The sequence below is a fragment of the Actinobaculum massiliense genome (assembly GCF_001457435.1).
GTDB lineage: Bacteria > Actinomycetota > Actinomycetes > Actinomycetales > Actinomycetaceae > Actinobaculum > Actinobaculum massiliense.
This window is the reverse complement of record NZ_LN881716.1, coordinates 246,094-265,029: the sequence shown is the minus strand read 5'-3', so window position 1 is coordinate 265,029 and position 18,936 is coordinate 246,094. Positions and strand designations below refer to the sequence as shown.

The 18,936-nt window shown below is 61.6% G+C and carries 20 protein-coding genes; 18 read left to right on the top strand and 2 right to left on the bottom strand.

Annotated features, from left to right (window positions below; translation table 11 throughout):
* Positions 1-1,023, top strand: a complete 1,023-nt coding sequence (locus BN2664_RS01470) for a diacylglycerol/lipid kinase family protein (protein WP_007000450.1) — start codon at positions 1-3, stop codon at positions 1,021-1,023.
* Positions 1,024-1,187: 164 nt separating this feature from the next.
* Entirely contained in the window at positions 1,188-2,723 is a 1,536-nt protein-coding gene (gene ffh / locus BN2664_RS01465) for a signal recognition particle protein (RefSeq protein ID WP_058120590.1), read from the top strand.
* A gap of 195 nt (positions 2,724-2,918) precedes the next feature.
* Here ffh and BN2664_RS01460 read toward each other — a convergent pair whose 3' ends face one another.
* Positions 2,919-3,914 (bottom strand): cation diffusion facilitator family transporter, encoded by a 996-nt coding sequence (locus BN2664_RS01460; RefSeq protein WP_007000448.1) that lies wholly within the window; start codon positions 3,912-3,914, stop codon positions 2,919-2,921.
* Positions 3,915-4,267: 353 nt separating this feature from the next.
* On the opposite strand from BN2664_RS01460, the gene rpsP reads away from it, so the two are divergent.
* The 12 genes from rpsP (at position 4,268) to BN2664_RS01400 (ending at position 14,524) form a co-directional block, all read left to right on the top strand.
* Positions 4,268-4,774 carry a 30S ribosomal protein S16 gene (rpsP, locus tag BN2664_RS01455; protein WP_007000447.1) on the top strand — a complete coding sequence of 169 codons (507 nt, stop codon included), beginning with the start codon at positions 4,268-4,270 and terminating at the stop codon, positions 4,772-4,774.
* Positions 4,774-5,013: an RNA-binding protein gene (locus BN2664_RS01450; protein WP_007000446.1), complete on the top strand. Its 240-nt coding sequence runs from the start codon at positions 4,774-4,776 to the stop codon at positions 5,011-5,013. The genes rpsP and BN2664_RS01450 overlap by 1 nt, the downstream gene beginning before the upstream one ends.
* A gap of 147 nt (positions 5,014-5,160) precedes the next feature.
* Positions 5,161-5,694, top strand: a complete 534-nt coding sequence (rimM, locus tag BN2664_RS01445; protein ID WP_007000445.1) for a ribosome maturation factor RimM — start codon at positions 5,161-5,163, stop codon at positions 5,692-5,694.
* Between the two features lie 2 nt (positions 5,695-5,696).
* A complete protein-coding gene (gene trmD / locus BN2664_RS01440; protein ID WP_007000444.1) occupies positions 5,697-7,100 on the top strand; it encodes a tRNA (guanosine(37)-N1)-methyltransferase TrmD in 1,404 nt (467 codons plus the stop codon).
* A gap of 231 nt (positions 7,101-7,331) precedes the next feature.
* Entirely contained in the window at positions 7,332-7,682 is a 351-nt protein-coding gene (gene rplS / locus BN2664_RS01435) for a 50S ribosomal protein L19 (RefSeq protein WP_007000443.1), read from the top strand.
* Between the two features lie 144 nt (positions 7,683-7,826).
* Positions 7,827-9,149 carry a signal peptidase I gene (gene lepB / locus BN2664_RS09240; RefSeq protein WP_007000442.1) on the top strand — a complete coding sequence of 441 codons (1,323 nt, stop codon included), beginning with the start codon at positions 7,827-7,829 and terminating at the stop codon, positions 9,147-9,149.
* Positions 9,142-9,849, top strand: coding sequence for a ribonuclease HII (locus BN2664_RS01425; protein ID WP_007000441.1), 708 nt, complete (start codon positions 9,142-9,144; stop codon positions 9,847-9,849). The genes lepB and BN2664_RS01425 overlap by 8 nt, the downstream gene beginning before the upstream one ends.
* Positions 9,846-10,223 (top strand): DUF2469 domain-containing protein, encoded by a 378-nt coding sequence (locus tag BN2664_RS01420; RefSeq protein ID WP_007000440.1) that lies wholly within the window; start codon positions 9,846-9,848, stop codon positions 10,221-10,223. Before BN2664_RS01425 ends, BN2664_RS01420 begins: the two co-directional genes overlap by 4 nt.
* Before the next feature lie 126 nt (positions 10,224-10,349).
* Positions 10,350-10,781, top strand: coding sequence for a YraN family protein (locus BN2664_RS01415; RefSeq protein ID WP_007000439.1), 432 nt, complete (start codon positions 10,350-10,352; stop codon positions 10,779-10,781).
* Entirely contained in the window at positions 10,781-12,295 is a 1,515-nt protein-coding gene (locus BN2664_RS01410) for a YifB family Mg chelatase-like AAA ATPase (protein WP_007000438.1), read from the top strand. Before BN2664_RS01415 ends, BN2664_RS01410 begins: the two co-directional genes overlap by 1 nt.
* A complete protein-coding gene (gene dprA / locus BN2664_RS01405) occupies positions 12,288-13,457 on the top strand; it encodes a DNA-processing protein DprA (RefSeq protein WP_007000437.1) in 1,170 nt (389 codons plus the stop codon). Before BN2664_RS01410 ends, dprA begins: the two co-directional genes overlap by 8 nt.
* Before the next feature lie 107 nt (positions 13,458-13,564).
* Positions 13,565-14,524 (top strand): tyrosine recombinase XerC, encoded by a 960-nt coding sequence (locus BN2664_RS01400; RefSeq protein WP_007000436.1) that lies wholly within the window; start codon positions 13,565-13,567, stop codon positions 14,522-14,524.
* 5 nt (positions 14,525-14,529) lie between these two features.
* Here BN2664_RS01400 and BN2664_RS01395 read toward each other — a convergent pair whose 3' ends face one another.
* Positions 14,530-15,126 (bottom strand): M23 family metallopeptidase, encoded by a 597-nt coding sequence (locus tag BN2664_RS01395; RefSeq protein WP_007000435.1) that lies wholly within the window; start codon positions 15,124-15,126, stop codon positions 14,530-14,532.
* A gap of 343 nt (positions 15,127-15,469) precedes the next feature.
* Here BN2664_RS01395 and rpsB point away from each other — a divergent pair, with 343 nt between their 5' ends.
* The 4 genes from rpsB (at position 15,470) to BN2664_RS01375 (ending at position 18,903) form a co-directional block, all read left to right on the top strand.
* Positions 15,470-16,345, top strand: coding sequence for a 30S ribosomal protein S2 (gene rpsB / locus BN2664_RS01390; RefSeq protein WP_007000434.1), 876 nt, complete (start codon positions 15,470-15,472; stop codon positions 16,343-16,345).
* 52 nt (positions 16,346-16,397) lie between these two features.
* Positions 16,398-17,252 (top strand): translation elongation factor Ts, encoded by an 855-nt coding sequence (gene tsf, locus BN2664_RS01385; RefSeq protein ID WP_007000433.1) that lies wholly within the window; start codon positions 16,398-16,400, stop codon positions 17,250-17,252.
* 299 nt (positions 17,253-17,551) lie between these two features.
* Entirely contained in the window at positions 17,552-17,824 is a 273-nt protein-coding gene (locus tag BN2664_RS01380) for a GlsB/YeaQ/YmgE family stress response membrane protein (RefSeq protein ID WP_007000432.1), read from the top strand.
* A 194-nt stretch (positions 17,825-18,018) separates the two neighbouring features.
* Positions 18,019-18,903, top strand: a complete 885-nt coding sequence (locus BN2664_RS01375; RefSeq protein ID WP_007000431.1) for a formate/nitrite transporter family protein — start codon at positions 18,019-18,021, stop codon at positions 18,901-18,903.
* The last annotated feature ends 33 nt before the right edge of the window (positions 18,904-18,936 follow it).

Genomic DNA, 18,936 nt, shown 5'->3' with positions numbered 1-18,936 from the left:
GTGAACGCACAGCTATCAACCACGCGGATTGAGCGCATCGCGTTTCTCTATAAAATCGCTGCCAATACCGGGAAAGCGGGGATTCGGCTCCGCCGCGCCATTCGCGCATTCAAAAGCCGCGGGATCACCGTGGTGCAAAGCTCTACCAAAACAATTGAGGCCACCCGCTTTATAGCCCGGCGCCACGTTGAGGCCGGCGACGTTGACGCGATTGTGGTCTTCGGTGGCGACGGCTTCCTGCACGCGGTGCTCCAGGAAGTTGCGCTCACCGATATGCCGGTGGGGATTATCCCTGCCGGCAGTGGGAATGACTTTGCACGCCACCTGGGCGTGGACTCGCGCATTGGTCGAGCGGTGGACGAATTGCTTGCTGGTAACGTGGCGCGCCTCGACCTTGGGAGAGCGACGCCCGCGGGCGACGCCGTGATTGGCGGCGGGCCCGGGCTTGGCGGCGAAGCCGGGCCGGTCGCACCAACCAGCGAAGCTACGCGAGCCGGCGAAGCTACGCCCGGGCAGTGGTTCGCGAGCGTGGGGTGCATTGGCTTTGACTCTCGGATTGTGGCGCGCACGAATACATTTAGTTGGCCGCGCGGCACCGGGCGCTACGTACTCTCGCTTCTGCTCGAGCTTCCCACATTTGGGCCGGTGTTCGCCCGAATTAGCGTCGACGGCGAAGTGGTGCACGAAGGCCAAACCACCCTCTGCGCGGTGGGGAACACTGCCTATTACGGCGGCGGTTTCCCAATATGCGCCGGAGCGGATCCGACTGACGGCCTCCTCGATATCACAGTGGTCGGCGGGGTCTCGCGCAGTTACCTCGGTACGCGGATCTATAAGCTTTTCACGGGCAGCTTCTCCAAGCTGCCCGAAGTAGGTATTTTCCGCGGCAAGAGTGTGCGTGTTGAAGGTGCTGCGGGTCTGATTTCTTTTGGCGACGGTGAAGCCATGTACCGCGCTCCTTATGACATTGAGCTGGTCGAGCGCGCGGTGAGCGTGATCGTTCCGCCGCGCTTCGCCCACTGAGGACGCGGCGGCCATTCTTTGCCGCTGAGGATTTACCGGCCCCGCTTCGCCCGCTGAGGAGTTGCCCACCGGGCGCGGCGCGTGGGGCAAATGCCACGTAGAATGGGTGAGATACGTGCCGGCATAGCGGGCACTGAGAATGACCGAGATATCTGAGGCTAACTTTGTTCAACAATCTTTCCGATCGTATTACCGGTGCGTTTAAGAACTTGCGAAGCAAGGGCCTTCTCACCGAGGCCGACGTCGAGCAGACAACCACCGAGATCCGGCGCGCGCTTCTTGATGCCGACGTCGCCTTGCCCGTCGTGCGTGAATTCACCGCGAATGTGCGGGAAAAGGCCACCGGTGCGGTTCGTTCTCAGGCGCTTAACCCGTCCCAGCAAATCGTCAAGATTGTTTATGACGAGCTGGTGCACATGCTGGGCGGCGAGGATCGTGAACTCAATTTCGCCCAGGGACGCCCCACGGTCATTATGCTGGCCGGTCTGCAGGGTGCTGGTAAAACCACCCTGGCTGGAAAGCTCGGTAAATGGCTCCAGAGCAACGGCCGTAAAACCCTTCTTGTTGCCTCCGATCTGCAGCGCCCCAATGCCGTCCAGCAGCTTCAGGTAGTGGGCGAGCGTGCCGGCGTGGAAGTGTGGGCGCCCGAGCCCGGTAACGGCATTGGTGATCCGGTGGCGGTGGCCCGCTCGGGCGTGGACTACGCCGCACGCGAGGGCTTCGCCGCGGTGGTGGTTGATACCGCCGGTCGCCTGGGTATCGACGAAGTACTCATGCGCCAGGCCGCTGATATTCGCGATGCGGTGCGGCCCGATGAAAGTCTGTTCGTCATTGACGCGATGGTGGGCCAGGACGCGGTGGCAACCGCGAATGCGTTCCAAGAGGGAGTCGGCTTCAGCGGCGTCGTCGTCACAAAACTTGACGGCGACACGCGAGGCGGTGCCGCGCTTTCGGTACGCGGGGTAACCGGCAAGCCAATTCTGTTCGCCTCCACCGGCGAGAAGCTCACCGACTTCGAGAAGTTCCACGCCGACCGCATGGCTTCGCGAATTCTTGATATGGGTGACGTGCTCACCCTCATTGAGCAGGCCGAACGTACCTGGAACGAAGAGCAGCAGGCCGAGCTCGCCTCCAAGATGAGTGAGGGCGATTTCGACCTCAACGACTTCCTGGTGCAGATGAACCAGATCAAGCGCATGGGCTCGATGAAGAAGCTTTTGGGAATGCTCCCGGGAATGGGGCAGTTCCGCAAGCAACTGGAGGATTGGGACGAATCTTCCATGGGCCGCATTGAGGCGATTATTCAGTCGATGACCCCGCAGGAGCGTCGCAATCCGAAGATCCTCAACGGCTCGCGCCGTCAGCGTATCGCCAATGGCTCGGGCACCACGGTGCAGGAGATTAACTCGCTGATTGAGCGCTTCGAGCAGGCGCGCAAGGTCATGCAGCAGATGTCGCGCGGCGGGGGAATGCCGGGGATGCCCGGAATGCCGGGGATGCCTGGTGCCGGCGGTTCGCGTAAGCAGAAGCGGGCGCAGAAGAAGAAGTCAGGCAATAAGAAGGGACGTTCGGGCAATCCCGCCAAGCGGGCACGCCAGGAGGCGGAGGCCGCGGCCGCCGCTCAGCAAAAGCCCCAGCAAGGTAGCGCCTTTGGGGGCGCGCAAGGCGGGGCGCTCGGCCTGTCTCTTATACCCATCTAGATGTGTATAAGAGACAGCCCCACCTCAGGTAGATGGGTATCAGAGGCGGGTCCGGCAGGAGGCCCGCTCGGCGGCCCGGCCGCGGGGAGCGAGCCGGAGATAGATATGGAAGAGCTCAAGCGTTTCTTGCGCTAGTTGCTATTTCGCGTGGCGCTCGGCTTCTTTGCCGGGCGCCGTTTCATTGCCCGATGCCGTTTACTCGCCGGGCGCGGGTTCCTCGCGTTTGCGAGCCAGGGCGTCGATAACGACGTCGGGAACAGAATCGGCGAAACCGCCCAGGGGCACAAAACCTTCCGGAATATCCTCGTAGGAGCGCGGATCTTCCAGCGGCTCCACGTGCACCAGCACCCGCAAGCCCGGCACCGCCGCGGAGAGCTCTTCGATAAGGTCCTCGGCGGCCTCGTGCCCCTCGCGTACCGTCCACGAACCGGGAACCAACATATCGAAGTTGGCAAAAGACTCGCGCCCGGATACGCGCGTTTGCAGGCCGTGGAAGCGCACATCTTTGCGGGTGTGTTGGCGCAAAATCTCCACCACCGCGGCGTTGTGGTCATCGGGAAGCGTGGCGTCCATCAGCCCGGCTAAGGAATCTTTAACCAGGCGAACGCCGGTGACAATAATATTGATCGCCACCAGAATCGCCACGATGGGGTCCAGCCGTTCCCAGCCGGTGACGGCGACCAAGGCCACTCCGGCGATTACCCCGAGCGAGGTCGCCACATCGGTGAGTAGATGCTTCCCGTCCGCGATCAAGGTGGGGGAGCGGTTGGCTTTGCCGGCGCGCAGAAGCGTCAGGCCCGCCAGGAAATTAACAACCGTTGCCACACCGACCACGGTAAGACCAATTCCCAGTTGCTCAAGTGGTTGGGGGTGAAGGAGTCGCTCGACGGCGGAGACAATAATGACGGCGGCTGCCACAAAAATCATGGAGCCTTCGACGGCGGAAGAAAAGTATTCGGCCTTCGAGCGGCCGTACGGGTAGTGCCGATCGGCGGGTTTGCCGGCCACAATAAGTGCTGCCAGAGCAATAATCGCTGCTACGAGATTTACCAGCGATTCGGCGGCGTCGGACAGCAAACCAACCGAGCCGGTGAGGAAATAGGCTCCCGCCTTGAGGGCGATGGTGAGGATTGCGGCTGCTACCGAAAGCCACGCATATTTGACTAAGCTTCCCGTACTTATTGTTTTCACGCCTTTATTCTCACCGATTAGCCTCCTGTTTTCGCGCCCCTGTGCACAATGTCAAGGTGTGCGGGGAGCCGAAGAATTTGGGCCGGGGGAGCGAAAGCCGTGCCGCGGCGGAGGCTTGGATGCCCGGCGGTGCGGCGGTGGCGCGGTGGTAGCCGGCGCCGTGGTAAACCGCCGCGGCGGTGACTAGCTCCACCGAAGCGAGGGTGTTATTTATTCTTACTTTCTGGCAGAATACTTGGTTGTACTTGGAAGGTCTGGGTCCCTCTCAACCGAGATTCTTCTTTGTTCACGGGAATTTCAGGGGCGCGCATGTACCCCCAGCGCGCCGATTTTTCCACCCAAGTAAGAAAGGCATGACCACTCAAGTGGCAGTCAAAATTCGTTTGAAGCGCATGGGCAAGATCCGTGCGGCCCAGTACCGTATCGTCGTCGTCGATTCGCGCAAGAAGCGTGATGGCCGCGTGATTGAAGAGATCGGCTACTACGACCCGAACACGGATCCGTCCACCATTCGCATTGATTCCGAGCGCGCTCAGTACTGGCTCGGCGTTGGCGCTCAGCCGTCCGAGGCGGTGCTCGCGCAGCTGAAGATCACCGGCGATTGGCACAAGTTCAAGGGTTACAAGAACGGTCAGGAAGGCCGCCTGCGCGTGCCGGAGACGGTTGACCGCGAAGAGGCTCGCAAGTCGGCGGTTGAGGACGTTCAGAACCAGGCCGAGAAGCGCCGCGCCGCGGTGGCTGAGGCCAAGGCTAAAGAAGAGGCCGAGAAGAAGGCCGCTGAAGAAGCTGCCGCTGCCGAGGCGGCGGCTGAAGAGACCACCGAAGCCGAGCCGGCCGAAGCGGCTAACGAGGAGAACTAATGCTAGTTGACGCGCTCGAACACCTGGTTAAGGGGATTGTTGATTCGCCGGAGGACGTCGAGGTGAGCTCGAAGGAAAACCGTCGCGGTGAACTCCTTGAGGTTCGCGTGAACCCGGATGATCTGGGTCGCGTAATCGGGCGCGGCGGGCGTACCGCCAAGGCCCTGCGCACCGTGATGAACGCGCTGGCGGGTCACGGCGGAGTCCGGGTCGATGTTATCGAAACGGATCTCGCCTAAATTCCTCGTTTGAAGCGAGAGGCGCTTGGCGCGGCTCTTGTTTCGATTCGAATTCCGAAAGCCGGCCCGGCCCCGTGAGGGACGGGCCGGCTTTCGTGTTGTTTGCTAATGGGCTTAGCACTACCCATTCAACCATAGGGAGCGAAAATGCAGCTAACCGTTGCGATAGTGGGCGCCGCCAAGGGTCTCAAGGGTGAGGTGCGCTTGGAAATCCGCACCGATGATCCGGAAAAGCGCCTCGCCGTCGGCAATACATTGGAAACCGAACCTTCGGAGTTCGGTCCGCTCACGGTCGCCCGCACCCGCACCTATAAAGGCTCCACGTACGCCCTTTTCGAAGAGGTGGGCAACCGCAACGCGGCCGAGGAGCTGAAGGGGGTGCGGCTGGTCATTGAGTCCGACGAGGACGAACCGGAAGCGGACGCCTGGTATCCTCACGAACTCGTGGGCCTGGAAGTGCTCGATCCGGAAGGCTACGAGCTGGGCACCGTCAGCGGAATTGAGCACGGAGTTGCGCAAGATTTGCTGGTTGTGCGCGAGCCGGATGGCCGCCTGACGCGCGTCCCCTTCGTGAGCCAGATCGTGACCGACGTAGATCTAGATGACCACTGCGTGGTGGTGGATGCCCCTCCGGGCCTCTTCTCTGAGGAGGACATCATCGTGGTGGAAGGCGAGGACTAAGCATGCGCATTGATGTGCTCACAGTTTTCCCTGATTTCTTTAGTGTCCTGGATATCTCGCTGGTCGGCAAAGCCCGGGAGGCGGGGCTGATTTCCGCCCGCGCCCACGATTTGCGCAACTGGACCAGCGATGTTCATCGCACGGTGGACGACACCCCAATCGGGGGTGGCGCCGGGATGGTCATGAAGCCGGATATTTGGGGCAAGGCCATTGATTCTTTGCTAGATGAGGCCCGGCCCGCGGCGGCGTCGGGAAAGAAACCTGTGCTCGCAATACCCACCCCGGCGGGAATTCCCCTCACCCAGAAGCGGTGTGGTGAACTGGCCGGGGCGGACCACGTGATTATCGCCTGCGGGCGGTACGAGGGCATCGACACCCGAGTGGCTGAGCATTACCGCCAGGCAGGTCTCGAGGTTTTCGAATATTCGCTGGGTGACTACGTGCTCAATGGGGGAGAGGTGGCCGCGGTCGCCCTCATCGAAGCCGTGGCGCGGCTGGTTCCCGGGGTGGTGGGGAATCCGGAATCTCTGGTTGAAGAATCGCACGGAGAAGCTGGGTTGCTCGAATACAACTCTTATACCCGCCCGGTTTCCTGGCGCGGTCTGCAGGTGCCGGAGGTTTTGCTCTCCGGAGATCACGGGAAAGTTGCCCGCGTGCGGCGCAATGAGGCACTCGAAAAGACCTGCGCTCGGCGTCCGGATATGATCGCCGCGCTCGCGGCGCAAAAGCTCGACAAGAAGGACCGCGCGTTTCTGGCGCAGCTGGGCTGGTACACCGCTAAAGACGGTGAGCACCCGATCCGGTTGGAAGCGCGAGTTCCCGGGCCGGAGGATGCTTCGCGCCTGGCCGCCCTCGCGGCGCGCACCTTCCCTGACGCCTGCCCGCCGGAGATGGCGGCCGCGGAGTACGAAAGTTTCGTGGCGGAGAACCTCTCTACCGAGCGGTTTGAGGAGTACCTGGCGCCGGACGGGCCCTGGCTGGTAGTCACGATTGAGGCGGACGGCCGCCCCGTTGGTTATACGCTCAGCCTCATTCCCGCCGGTGGCGGGGTCGCCGGCGCGGAGGAAGGCGCTCCGGTGGGGGCCTTGGAGAAGGTTCTCGACGGCCCGCTAGTTGAGCTCTCAAAGTTCTACGTGGAGCGGGCCTGGCGCTCGTCCGGCGCGGCGTATCTGCTCGGTTGCGAAACCCTTCGCCGCCTCTCCGACGCTACCCGCGATTTCCCGGCGCCCTTCGTGTGGCTGGGCACCAACAAGGCCAATCGCCGCGCCATGAAGGCTTATCGGAAGTTCGGATTCCGGCGAGTCGCAACGCGCGCGTTCAAGGTGGGCGGCGTGATGAACGACGACGTCGTCTTTGCGCGCCCCTTGCATCATTCTTGGGAGGATGCATCGGGGGACGCCAGTTGAGTTAGGTGGCTGGGTTAGACGGCTGAGCTAGACGGCTGAGCGGGAAGGCGATGAAAATCTCTTTTTATGACGCTTCTCGCCTGTGGACTAGGGGCGGGCGTGTGGCATAATGGTTAGGTTGCTTCTCGCACCATGTACTGTGCAAGCCCGCCGCAGGGGGCACGGCACGCGAGTTCTAAACGTTGTAAATATCGCTATTGACCTGCGTGCAGTAGCGGAAGGTGAAAATTCATGCAGACCCTTGATGCTGTTGATGCCGGGCAGCTCCGCGATGACATCCCGGAGTTTCGCGCCGGTGATACCGTTCGCGTGAACGTGAAGGTCGTCGAAGGTAATCGCACCCGTACCCAGGCGTTCGAGGGCGTTGTCATCGCCCGCCAGGGTGACGGAATTCGCGCCACTTTCGATGTTCGTAAGGTTTCCTTCGGTGTTGGTGTGGAACGTAAGTTCCCCGTCCACTCGCCGTCGATCGAATCGATTGAAGTGCTCTCCCGCGGTATTGTGCGCCGCGCGAAGCTCTACTACCTGCGCGATCGCCACGGGAAGTCGGCTCGTATTCGCGAGCGTATGGAAGACCGCTAAGTCGCTTGAAAACTCTGCCAGGGCTTGGCTCAGGCGGAGTATTCGATAGAACTTAAACACTGTGGGGCTCGCCGCTTATGCGGCGGGCCCCATTTTCTGCGATAGAGTTTTGGAGCCTGCGAACGCGAGCAGCATGGAGGTTTAATGAACGCGGAAAACACTCCTCCCGAGGAGAGCCGGGCGGTAACGCGCCGCTCGATTTTTCCGCGCCATGGCGAGTCCGCAGACCGCGGAGTCACGCCGGATGAAGGTGACGTCACCTTCGATCGTCCCCTCGATATTCCTCGGCTCAGCTCACAAGACTTTCGATTGCCGGAGGAAAACAAGGTAGAAGCTCCAGCCCGTGCGTACAGATGCAAGACGCGTAGTCGGCATGCCGCGTCCCCGGAAGAAGCGGCGGCAAGGGTAGTGGCGAGCAAGCGGGCGCCTGAGCTTGAGCAGGTGCCTGAGCTTGAGCGGGCGCAGGAATTCGCGCCCGCGGCCCAGGCTGAGCCGGCTCCTGAGCCTGAGCTCGCTCCCAAGCCCTCGCCCTCGCCCGCGCCGGCGATTCCCGGCGATCCGCTCATTGGCACGCTATCTGGCCATTTGGCAAAGGCAGACGAAGGTTTTTATTCGGAGCGCTATGCGCCCTATCTTCGCAATTCGAAGGGAGCTAACCCGCCCGTGGATAAAGCTAATTCGCTATCGGAATCGGCGGTAAACGTGCCGCCAAGCTATCAGCCAAAGACCTCGCCCGCCAGCTTCGATGATGAATTCGACGAGGAGCCAGAGCCCCCGCGTCAACCGTGGGTGCGGACCGTGGTTGAAATCGTCGCCATTATTGTCTCGGTGCTCCTAATTTCGGTAGTGGTCAAGACTTTCCTCGTCCAGGCTTTTTCCGTCCCATCTCGATCAATGGAATCGACGCTAGAGCCTGGCGATAAATTCTTCGTCAACCGCCTGATCACCTCCGAAGACGAGATCCGTCGCGGCGACGTCGTCGTATTCGTTGACCCGGGCGGCTGGCTCACTCCGGCGGAGACCGATGAAAACCCGGTGGCCAAAATCGGGCGCACCGTTTTGCAGGGAGTGGGAATCCTCCCCGCGGACACGGGACATTTCCTAGTTAAGCGCGTCATTGGCAAAAGCGGCGACCACGTTCAGTGTTGCACCGACCAGGGGAAGATCACCGTGAACGGAACTCCGATTGATGAGCGATACCTCGATCCTGGAATGGCGCCGTCGATGGAGGAATTCGACGTGATTGTGCCGCGCGGCCAACTGTGGATGATGGGCGATAACCGCTCGAATTCAAAGGATTCGCGCTGGCATCAACGCGAGACCGGAAACGGGTTTGTGCCGGTTGGCAACGTTGCGGGGCGTGCGTTCGTTATTTTCCATCCCTGGGATCGGGCGGGCAAACTCACCGACTACAGCGATGTTTTTGCCGAGGTGGCCGAACCGCAGGGGGCGGCGGCCGGTGGCTAAGGTAGCGGCCACGCCGGCGGGAGCACCTACTCGAGAACTTGAAACCATTTTGCTGGCGCAAACCCAAGAACGCGGCGGGAGCGTGCTCGCGGGCGTTGATGAGGTGGGGCGCGGCGCCATTGCCGGCCCGGTTTGCGTGGGTATTGCGTTGATTGACGCGACGACGTCGAACAGTTTCCCCGCCCGCCTGCGGGACTCAAAAATGCTCTCGCCGCGGCGGCGCGAAGAAATCTACCGGGAGGCGCGCGCCTGGCCACTGGCTGTGGAAGTGGGGAGCGCGAGCTGCGCGGCGGTGGATAAGTTTGGCATTGTCGGGGCGCTACGGCGCGCGGCGGCGGATGCTTTGGCCAAGCTCGCGGCGCGGGGTTTGCGCCCGGATGCGGTGCTATTGGACGGTTCTCATAACTGGTGGAACGCGGCTTCGATTTTCGACGTCGAACCGGTACTTCCAGATCTGCCGGTGACCATGCAGACGAAAGCCGATGCGCAGTGCGCGGTGGTGGCCGCGGCGAGTGTGGTGGCAAAGGTTGAGCGTGATCACATAATGGAGCGGCTAGACGGGATGTATCCCGGCTACGATTGGGCGAAGAATAAAGGGTATGGAAGCGCCAGCCACGCGGCCGCGCTTTCGCAGCTCGGGGTGAGCCCCCACCACCGTGTGTCCTGGCATTTGCCTGGTGTAGGAGGGACTGAAAAATGAGCGAAATTGACGGTTACGAAGCGGAACTAGAGCTTGCACTTTTCCGGGAATACCGCGACGTGGCGAAAATCTTTCGGTATGTGGTGGAAACCGAGCGGCGTTTTTATCTAGCCAATGATGTGGATGTTAAGGTGCGCGCCTCCAGCGGCGGCGATGTTTTCTTCGAGGTGACACTTAGCGACGCCTGGGTCTGGGATTTGTATCGTGCCTCGCGCTTTGTGCGGAGCGTGCGCGTGGTGACCTTCAAGGACGTCAATATCGAGGAACTCAATAAAACCGATATCACCCGCGAACTTGATTTGGGCCCCGATTTCGAGGGTGGCTCCGGTCCGCAAGAGCCCGGCTACGGTGGGAGCGGTCAGAATAAGCGCTAGCTGCCCTTAGCCTTTCACGCTAGCCACCTCTAGCGAAGCGTTCCACAGAACGCTTCGTGTAGGTGCCCATCCACAGCCCGCGCTTCCGCCCGTCCGCCGGGCGCCGGTTTCCTCCAGACTGGCGCCATGGACGATGCAAACATTGAATGTATTTCGCCGGGGAAAAATATAGAGATTCCGGCACTATCAAGCGAGGCGAGCCCGCGTGAACTAGGGCGTTGGGGTGAGGAACTCGGGGCGCTGTATATGCGCTCGGCGGGCTTTGAGATTCTTGCCCGGAACTGGCGCGCTCCCAGCCACGCGGGCGAACTCGATCTAGTGTGCCTTGAGGGGCAGGCGCGCCGGCTCGTTGGTGTAGAAGTCAAAACTCGCCGCGGAAATAATCAGGTTCCTGCCCTCGAAGCGGTGACGCCGCAAAAACGCAACCGGCTGCACGCGCTTGTTTATGAATGGTTGCTGGAAAATCCCGGTAGCTATAGTGAGGTCGGGGTGGACCTGCTCGCCGTCGAACTCGTGGTGGGCGAGGGCGTGGAAATCTACCACGTGAGGTCCATCTAATGCGGGTGCGAGTATCCCATTCGGTGGCGATCCACGGGGTGGAAGGAGCGGTGATCAGGGTAGAAGTGGCCACCCTGGGCGGGATTCCTAATCTCGCGATCGTGGGACTGGCGGATACCGCCGTAAGCGAGTCGCGCGAGCGCCTGCGCGCCGGATTTGCGGCGTGCGATATACCGTTCCCTCGGAGCCGCATCACCGTCAATCTTTCCCCCGCGGACCTGCCGAAAGCCGGGACGGGTTTCGACCTTCCCATCGCCGTCGCAATTCTCGCCGCCGCTCACGAGAAGACGCTCGACCGGCGCACGGTTTATTTAGGGGAGTTGGGGCTCGACGGCGGAGTTCGGGCCGTGCGGGGAACTCTGCCCGCGGTGCTAGCCGCGAAGCGGGCCGGGTTCGAACGGGTCGTTGTTCCCGCAGAATGCGGCGAGGAGGCGCGGCTGGCGGGAATCGAGGTAGTTGAGCTGTGGCATTTGAGCCAGGTGGCTGCCGAGCTCGGAATTGACAGTTGCCCGGTGCCGCCGCGTCCCAGAGTTACTCAGCAGGCCGGGCGGGCGCGCCGAGTGGGAGATATGCGTGAGGTCTTAGGCCAGCGGGAGGCCATTCGTGCGGTGGAAATTGCGGCGGCGGGCTCGCATCACCTTTTGATGACGGGAGCGCCGGGGATTGGGAAAACCATGATCGCGGAACGAATCCCCGGGATTCTCCCGCCCCTGGATGAGGCGGCGGCGGTGGAGGTGGCGGCGATCCAGAGCGTGTTAGGAGAGTTTTCCGGGAGGCTCGACCCGACGCCGCCCTTCACTGCCCCGCACCATTCCGCATCGGCGGTGGCGCTGGTAGGAGGCGGGGGAAAGCCGCGCCCCGGAGCGGTTTCTCGTGCCCATCGCGGGGTGCTTTTTCTCGATGAAATCCCCGAATTTAGCGGTACTGCTTTGCAGGCACTACGCCAGCCAATGGAAACTGGCCAGGTGCACTTGGCGCGTGCGAGCGGGGCGGTGACGTTCCCGGCTCGCTTCCAACTCATTGCCGCGGCCAATCCCTGTAAATGTGGAAACTACCTCGACGATCCGGCGCGGTGTAGTTGCTCGGTGCAACAGCGCAGAAACTATTGGCGCCGCCTGGGCGGCCCAATCTTGGACCGTTTCGATCTCAACATTGTTTTACGCCGCCCCACCCGGGCCGAGCTCAGTGGGCGAAGCCCTAACGAAGCAAGTGAAACTATCGCGGCCAGAGTGCGCGTAGCGAAGGAGAAGCAACGGCACCGCTATGCCGGATTGGCGTGGGAATCAAATGCCCATGCGCCGGGTAAATGGATACGCGAGAACGTCAAAATGCCGAATCTTATTAGCCGCCGTTTTTCGGACCTCCTCTCCCGCGGTGAACTAAGCATGCGCGCGGTGGACAAAATCCTGCGGGTGGCGCTTTCGATTGCGGATCTAGGAAGCGGTGGGCCACCCGATAGTGGGGACTTCGCGGAGGCCTTCACCCTGCGCATGAGGGGAGCAGGCAATGTGTGAAGAAGATACGCGGGCCGAGCGCGATGCCGCCATGGCGTGGACCCGGATAGCGGAGGGTGAAGATTACGCGGCGGCCCTGCTCACCAAGCAAATGGGATTTGCCCTCGCCCTAGATTTTGTTCGCAACCCGGCCCTGGCCTCCGCGGTCCCGGAGGTAATCGAAAAAGGTCTGAAACGTTGGCAGCCGCGCCTAAGTGACGCCACTTTTGAGCGCGATCGAAAAGCTGCTTGGGAGGGGCTTGGCTTCGTCTATCGCGGCGGACCGGGCTACCCGCCGCGCCTTTGCGATGGCGCCTTCGAGAGCCTGCAGTCAATTCCGCCTCTGGGTTTGTGGTATCGCGGGGATTTACGGTTGCTGGAGGAGAAATGCGTGGCGATTGTGGGCTCGCGCGACGCCACCCCCTACGGTTTGGCGCTCGCGACCGAAATGGGTGACGCAGTCGCGCGGGCCGGCGTGACTGTGATTTCGGGCGGTGCTTTTGGCGTCGACACCGCCGCTCATCGCGGGGTACTAGGCGCGGGAGGCCGGCCGGTCGTGGTCTTTGCATGCGGCGCGGACAGGTATTATCCGCGCGGGAATATGGATATGTTCCGCGCTATTGAACGCGCGGGCGGATTGCTCGTTTCTGAGGCCGCTCCGGGTTCTGCTCCGCAACGGCACCGGTTCCTTTCCCGGAATCGCATTATTTCCGGCTTGGCCCAGGCGGTGCTGGTGGTTGAAGCTCCATATCGATCGGGAGCTATATCCACCGCGCGTCATGCGCTCACCCAGGGCCGGCCGGTGGGCGTGATTCCTAATTCGGTCCGGGTGCCCCAGGCGCAAGGGTGCTTGCGCCTTTTGCGAGAAGGCGCGGTCTGTGTGCGCTCGGCGGAGGACCTGCTAGAACTTGTGGGTATCGATGCGCGCTCTGGCACATCCCATGACCATGACGACCAACTGGAACTACCCGTGACGGACCCGCTCAGCGGTGACGCCAGCACGATCCGAGTGCGCGACGCACTACCGGTACGCAAAGCGGTGAGCGCGGAGCGGATTTCAAGCACAGCGGGCCTGCCTTTCCCAGATGTTTTGCGAGCTCTTGGCAAGCTCGAAATTTTCGGAATCGCGGAGTCGAAAGGGGGCGGTTTATGGCGGCTGACCCCACCGAGCCAGCGTGCCTAAGCGCTCGGCGGCACCATTCGCCTAGCGTGCGGGTATTTGCTTAGCGGGCAGGCGTTGCCCGGTTGCGCGGATATTTGCCTCATGCGCGGGTGGGTTAGGGTGGAGGCATGGCAGGCACGATTGACCAGATCATTGGAGAGTATGAGCGCGAGCTTGCCCTTCGGCGTGGTTTTTCGCCGCATACCGTGCGTGCCTATGTGCGTGAAGCCCGCGAATTGCTGGAGTTCGTGGCCGTACTAGCGGGTAGCGGGCCGCGCGATGAGCTTGAGATTGAGAACCTGGAGCTGGCCGACCTGCGCGCGTGGATGGCCGAAGAATCACCTCATGCGGTCGCATCTTTGGCGCGGCAGTCGGCGTCGATCAGGAGTTTTACCTCCTGGCTTTACCGGTCTGGCTACACGAGAACGAATGCGGGTGCGCGGCTAAAGGCGCCGCGCGTTTCCAACGAACTACCCCATGTTTTGACCGAGGATCAGGCGGCTCAGTTGCTCGACTATGCCCATGAGCGCGCCAGCGACGGCGACCCCGTGCACGTGCGCGATTGGGCAATGTTGGAATTGCTTTACGCCACCGGTATTCGCGTGGCCGAACTGTGCGCGCTCAATATGAACCAACTCGGGGCTGACCGCACGCTCCGGGTTATCGGCAAAGGCGATAAAGAACGGGTGGTGCCGTACGGGGTGCCGGCGTTACGCGCCCTCGACCAGTATGTGAGGGTGCGGCGCGCCTTGGCTAAGAAGCCGTCTGCGTGCGAATCGGGGCAGGGAGCGGCAAGGACATCTACGGCAACTACCCCGGCGCTTTTCCTCGGCGCGCGTGGGAGCCGGATCAATCAGCGTTCGGTACGCGATGTGGTCCACCGCCTCGCCGCGCAAGCCGGTGTGCCAGATATCAGCCCGCACGATTTACGCCATTCGGCCGCCACGCATTTGCTGGCCGGGGGCTCAGATTTGCGCACGGTGCAAGAGCTACTGGGCCACAGCTCTTTGGCTACCACTCAGCGCTATACCCACGTTTCCGCCGAGCGATTGCGGGCCGCGTTCAACCAGGCTCATCCGCGCGCCTAGCGCGGTTAGTACAGCCGGATCTCGCGGTGGCGCAGGAGCGAGAGCGGATCGATGTATTTGCCGGCTCGACGCGCGCCAAAATGTACTGCCACAGTGGATTCCCAGAAATGTTTATCGGTGTGGCCCGCCTCCGCGTAGCCGATAAGCTGCCCGGCGCGCACATGCTCGCCGCGGCGTACCACCGGATCGACGGGCTCGTAAGAGGTGCGGATTCCTTCGGAGTGCTCGATTGAGACGAGGTTTCGATCGACCAGAAGGCCCGCGTAGATGACGACGCCGTCGCCCGCCGCATACACTTCGCCACCTTCAGCAAACTCCAGGTCGACGCCCCGATGACCAGGAAGCCAATTGGGTGTAGGCGCATAGTATTCGCCGGTGACAACCGGATCGGCCCCGCTGGGCGAGACGAACTTCGTGGCCCGGCGAGAGGGTTCCATTGGTAATAGCTGAGGGGATGAGGCGGCGCCGGCCCCTACCCGCGCGCTCGGCGCAAAAGCTATTTCCGCCGCGGGGAAGTTCGCGCCCGGGGAAACACCCGCCAGACCCGCGGCCAAGAGTGGGGTGAGTAAGAAACTGAATGTTCGAATAATTGATTCGTTCATAGCCGCATACTTGCGGATTGAGTGGGCGGAACAGAGCGGCGGCGTCGTCGTTGTGGAAAACTACAACGCGAACGGAACTGTGGACACCGAAGCGGCGTGGGTAAGTGGCGTAAAACGCATGGCGACGCGGAAGAAGCCCTTGAACAGCACCCGGGGGTCTCGGGTACGATATTGAAGTAACTCTGTATTTCGCAGAGTTGTAAATACGCGTGCCTCGAAAAAACGCGTGCGGATCGGTCCCGCAAGGGAACCGTGCGCGGGAGGTGCCAGGGTGCGCCGGCAATCCCGCCGCCGCACAAGAACCGATTGCGCGCAAAACCGCGCGCCTGAGAAAGGACGCCACATGGCCGTCGTTACCATGAGCCAGCTGCTTGAAGCTGGCGTTCACTTCGGACACCAGACCCGTCGTTGGAACCCGAAGATGAAGCGTTACATCCTCACGGATCGTAACTCGATTTACATCATTGACCTGCGCAAGACGCTTTCCGATATCGACAAGACTTACGATTTCATCAAGGAAACCGTTGCGCACGGCGGAAACATTCTTTTTGTTGGTACCAAGAAGCAGGCTCAGGAAGCTATCCGTGAGCAGGCCGAGCGTACCGGCATGCCTTACGTGAATGAGCGTTGGCTGGGCGGCATGCTTACCAACTTCCAGACCGTTTCCAAGCGTATCCAGCGCCTGAAGGAGCTGGAGCAGATGGATCTGCAGGACACCGCGGGAACCGGCCTGACCAAGAAGGAACTCCTCATGCTTTCGCGTGAGAAGGACAAGCTGGAGAAGACCCTCGGCGGTCTGCGCGATATGACGAAGCTTCCGTCCGCGATCTGGATCGTGGACACCAACAAGGAGCACCTCGCCGTCGCCGAAGCCAACAAGCTCAACATCCCGGTGGTGGCGATTCTCGACACGAACTGTGATCCCGACGAGGTTACCTACCCGATCCCCGGCAACGACGACGCCATTGGCGCCGTTCAGCTGCTGACCCGCATTATCGGCGACGCCGTGGCGGAAGGCCTGCTGGCTCGCTCGGGCGGCAAGAACGACGAAGCGATGCCCGAGTGGGAGCGCGAAGTGCTGGCCGCCGGTAAGGAGGCCGAGGAAGCCCCGGCTACCGAGGCGCCGGTTGCGGAGGCTCCCGCTGAAGAGGTCCCTGCTGAGGAAGCTCCGGCCGAGGAGAAGGCTGAATCGGCTGAAGCCGAGACGCCTGCCGAGTAAGCTGAAACCGCTGAGTTAAAACGTCAACCACAAAATAAGACTGAGGAGAAAAATGGCTAACTACACAGCCGCCGATGTCAAGGCGCTCCGTGACAAGACGGGTGCCGGAATGATGGACGTGAAGAAGGCTCTCGACGAGGCCGATGGCGATGCTGCCAAGGCTGAGGAGATCCTGCGCATTCACGGTGCGAAGGCTGCCGCTAAGCGCGAAGGTCGCACGGCGGCCAACGGGCTCGTGATTCCCAAGGTTCTCGACACCGAGAATGGTCAGCGCGGAATCCTCGTTGAGGTCAACTCCGAGACGGACTTCGTTGCTAAGACCGAGCGCTTCATCAATATGGCCGAAGAGGTCCTCGCCGCGGCGATCGACTCCGAGGCGCAGACGGTCGAAGAGCTCCTGGCCGCCAAGCTGGGAGATGGCACCGTTGCCGATCGCGTAACGGAAGAAATCGCCGTTATTGGCGAGAAGCTCGTTGTTTCCAACCTCGAGATCCTCGACGGTCACGTTGTCGAGGCCTACATGCACCGCACCGACCCGGCGCTTCCGCCGCAGGTGGGTGTGCTGGTCGCCACCGACGAAGCCGGCAAGGACGTGGCGCACGACGTTGCCGTTCACATTGCCGCGATGACGCCAAAGTACCTCTCCATTGAGGACGTTCCGGCCGAGGTGGTGGAGACCGAGAAGCGCATCGCCACCGAAACCACGATCGCCGAGGGCAAGCCGGAGAAGGCTGTTCCGAAGATCGTTGAGGGTCGTATGCACGGTTTCTACAAGCAGGTCGTGCTCCTGGAGCAGGGCTGGGCTCGTGAGCCGAAGAAGGCCGTGAAGGAAGTTCTCAAGGAGAACGGTGGCACGGTGACCGGCTTCAGGCGCGTGCGCGTGGGCGAATCCGCTAGCGCGGAGTAACAGCGCAAAGCATCGCAATCGCACCGGGCGCCTAATGAAGGCTCCGGCCGCGGTTTGAAACGATAAGGCCGCGGGGAGGTTTGCCTCCTCGCGGCTTTTTTCTTTTGCCGGGGCGCGCGAGGGTGGCGCGGGGGCCCCGATTGCCTTCGCCTAGGGATGCAACGTTAGCCGCAGGTGGGCCCGATAAAACCGTTGTCTTTATTGTTCAACATTATAAAAATGCTTCCGATAACATGGTTCTTGTTGCATCGTTTTCGGCGCGCAGAACGCCGGCCGAATACGGAACCTAAGGAGGAACCATGCTGACGATTTTGAGCTGGATCATTGTTGGACTCGTGGCGGGCATGATTGCTCGCGTCCTGGTGGGGCGGAATATGGGCGTCATCGCCACTATTGTGCTCGGCGTTGTCGGCGCCGTGGTGGGTGGGCTGATTAGCTCGTTCCTCAACGGTCGCGGATTTAGTGCGGTTATGCATCAGCCGTTTGCCGTCGTCACCATGATTTGGGCGATTATTGGCGCCATTGTGGTGCTCCTGCTGGCCGGTTGGTTTGCGGGACGGAGCAACAAGTAGCGCCCCGCTACAGCAGACGCGGAAGCGCTCTGCCCTAGCAGGTGCGCGGGCGCCAAGCTTCAACAACTACCCAGTCGCCGCGTCGAGTAAACGCGGCGCGCGGCAAAAGTAATCTCACAATTGCATAAGTTTGGCCACGGGACCGATAGGGTTAGCGCTGATTCCCTAATAATTTAGCGACCCCAGGAGGGCCCGTGGCCGATCTTCAACCGGTAATTCCAGCAGCTGCCGATCTCGCCGTCGAAAACGCGAATGCGGCTTACAAAAAGACGCAGAAGAGCCCCGCCAAGGCGCTTTGGCTTGCCCTCGCGGGCGGATTCTTCATTGGCATCGGCTATATTTTCTACATCACCAGCCAACAGGGGCTGGCCGATGCCCCGGTAGGCCCGGCAAAGGTACTTGGCGGAATCGTCTTCACCGTGGGCCTGTTCCTCGTGATCGTCACCGGAGCTGATCTTTTCACGTCCACCACCATGACCGTAATGCCGCTGTATTCGCGGCGAATCACCGTTGGTCGCTGGGCGCGGCACTGGGCGACGTCGATCACCGGCAACCTGGTGGGAGCGCTGACCCTCGCCTTCCTGGTCTTCGCCTCCGGGCAGTACATGGCGAACGGTGGCGAGTGGGGACTGGTTGCCCTGCAGACCGCCGCGCACAAGACGGACCATACTTTCATCCAGGCTCTGCTCTTGGGCGTTCTCGCAAATATTGCGGTGTGCCTGGGCGTTTATATGGCGCAGTCGGGCCGCTCGACCACCGATAAATTCTTTGGATGCCTCGGCCTCATCGCCCTTTTCGTCTCCACCGGTTTCGAGCACTCGATTGCCAATATGTTCCTGCTCCCGCTCGGCTACCTAGTGAAGGTTGGCGGCGGCGATGCTTTCTGGAGCTCGACGGCGGTAGCGGACGCCGCCGTCCAGTACGCCGATTTCGAGAGCTTTAATCTGCAGTCGATTGTGTTGGGCAACTGGGTCCCCGTCCTCATTGGAAACGCAATTGGCGGGGCAATTTTCGTCGCCAGCTACTTCTATATCGCCTACGTTCGCGACGCCGAGTGCGCCGCAGCCGCGGCGCACTAGATAGCGCCGCAACGCGCGGCCGCAACTCGACGG

Coding starts and splice junctions, on each gene's coding strand:
- rpsP (WP_007000447.1), top strand. CDS start 4,268: ATGACCACTCAAGTGGCAGTCAAAATTCGTTTGAAGCGCATGGGCAAG.
- BN2664_RS01450 (WP_007000446.1), top strand. CDS start 4,774: ATGCTAGTTGACGCGCTCGAACACCTGGTTAAGGGGATTGTTGATTCG.
- rimM (WP_007000445.1), top strand. CDS start 5,161: ATGCAGCTAACCGTTGCGATAGTGGGCGCCGCCAAGGGTCTCAAGGGT.
- trmD (WP_007000444.1), top strand. CDS start 5,697: ATGCGCATTGATGTGCTCACAGTTTTCCCTGATTTCTTTAGTGTCCTG.
- rplS (WP_007000443.1), top strand. CDS start 7,332: ATGCAGACCCTTGATGCTGTTGATGCCGGGCAGCTCCGCGATGACATC.
- lepB (WP_007000442.1), top strand. CDS start 7,827: ATGAACGCGGAAAACACTCCTCCCGAGGAGAGCCGGGCGGTAACGCGC.
- BN2664_RS01420 (WP_007000440.1), top strand. CDS start 9,846: ATGAGCGAAATTGACGGTTACGAAGCGGAACTAGAGCTTGCACTTTTC.
- BN2664_RS01415 (WP_007000439.1), top strand. CDS start 10,350: ATGGACGATGCAAACATTGAATGTATTTCGCCGGGGAAAAATATAGAG.
- BN2664_RS01410 (WP_007000438.1), top strand. CDS start 10,781: ATGCGGGTGCGAGTATCCCATTCGGTGGCGATCCACGGGGTGGAAGGA.
- dprA (WP_007000437.1), top strand. CDS start 12,288: ATGTGTGAAGAAGATACGCGGGCCGAGCGCGATGCCGCCATGGCGTGG.
- BN2664_RS01400 (WP_007000436.1), top strand. CDS start 13,565: ATGGCAGGCACGATTGACCAGATCATTGGAGAGTATGAGCGCGAGCTT.
- BN2664_RS01395 (WP_007000435.1), bottom strand. CDS start 15,126: ATGAACGAATCAATTATTCGAACATTCAGTTTCTTACTCACCCCACTC.
- rpsB (WP_007000434.1), top strand. CDS start 15,470: ATGGCCGTCGTTACCATGAGCCAGCTGCTTGAAGCTGGCGTTCACTTC.
- tsf (WP_007000433.1), top strand. CDS start 16,398: ATGGCTAACTACACAGCCGCCGATGTCAAGGCGCTCCGTGACAAGACG.
- BN2664_RS01380 (WP_007000432.1), top strand. CDS start 17,552: ATGCTGACGATTTTGAGCTGGATCATTGTTGGACTCGTGGCGGGCATG.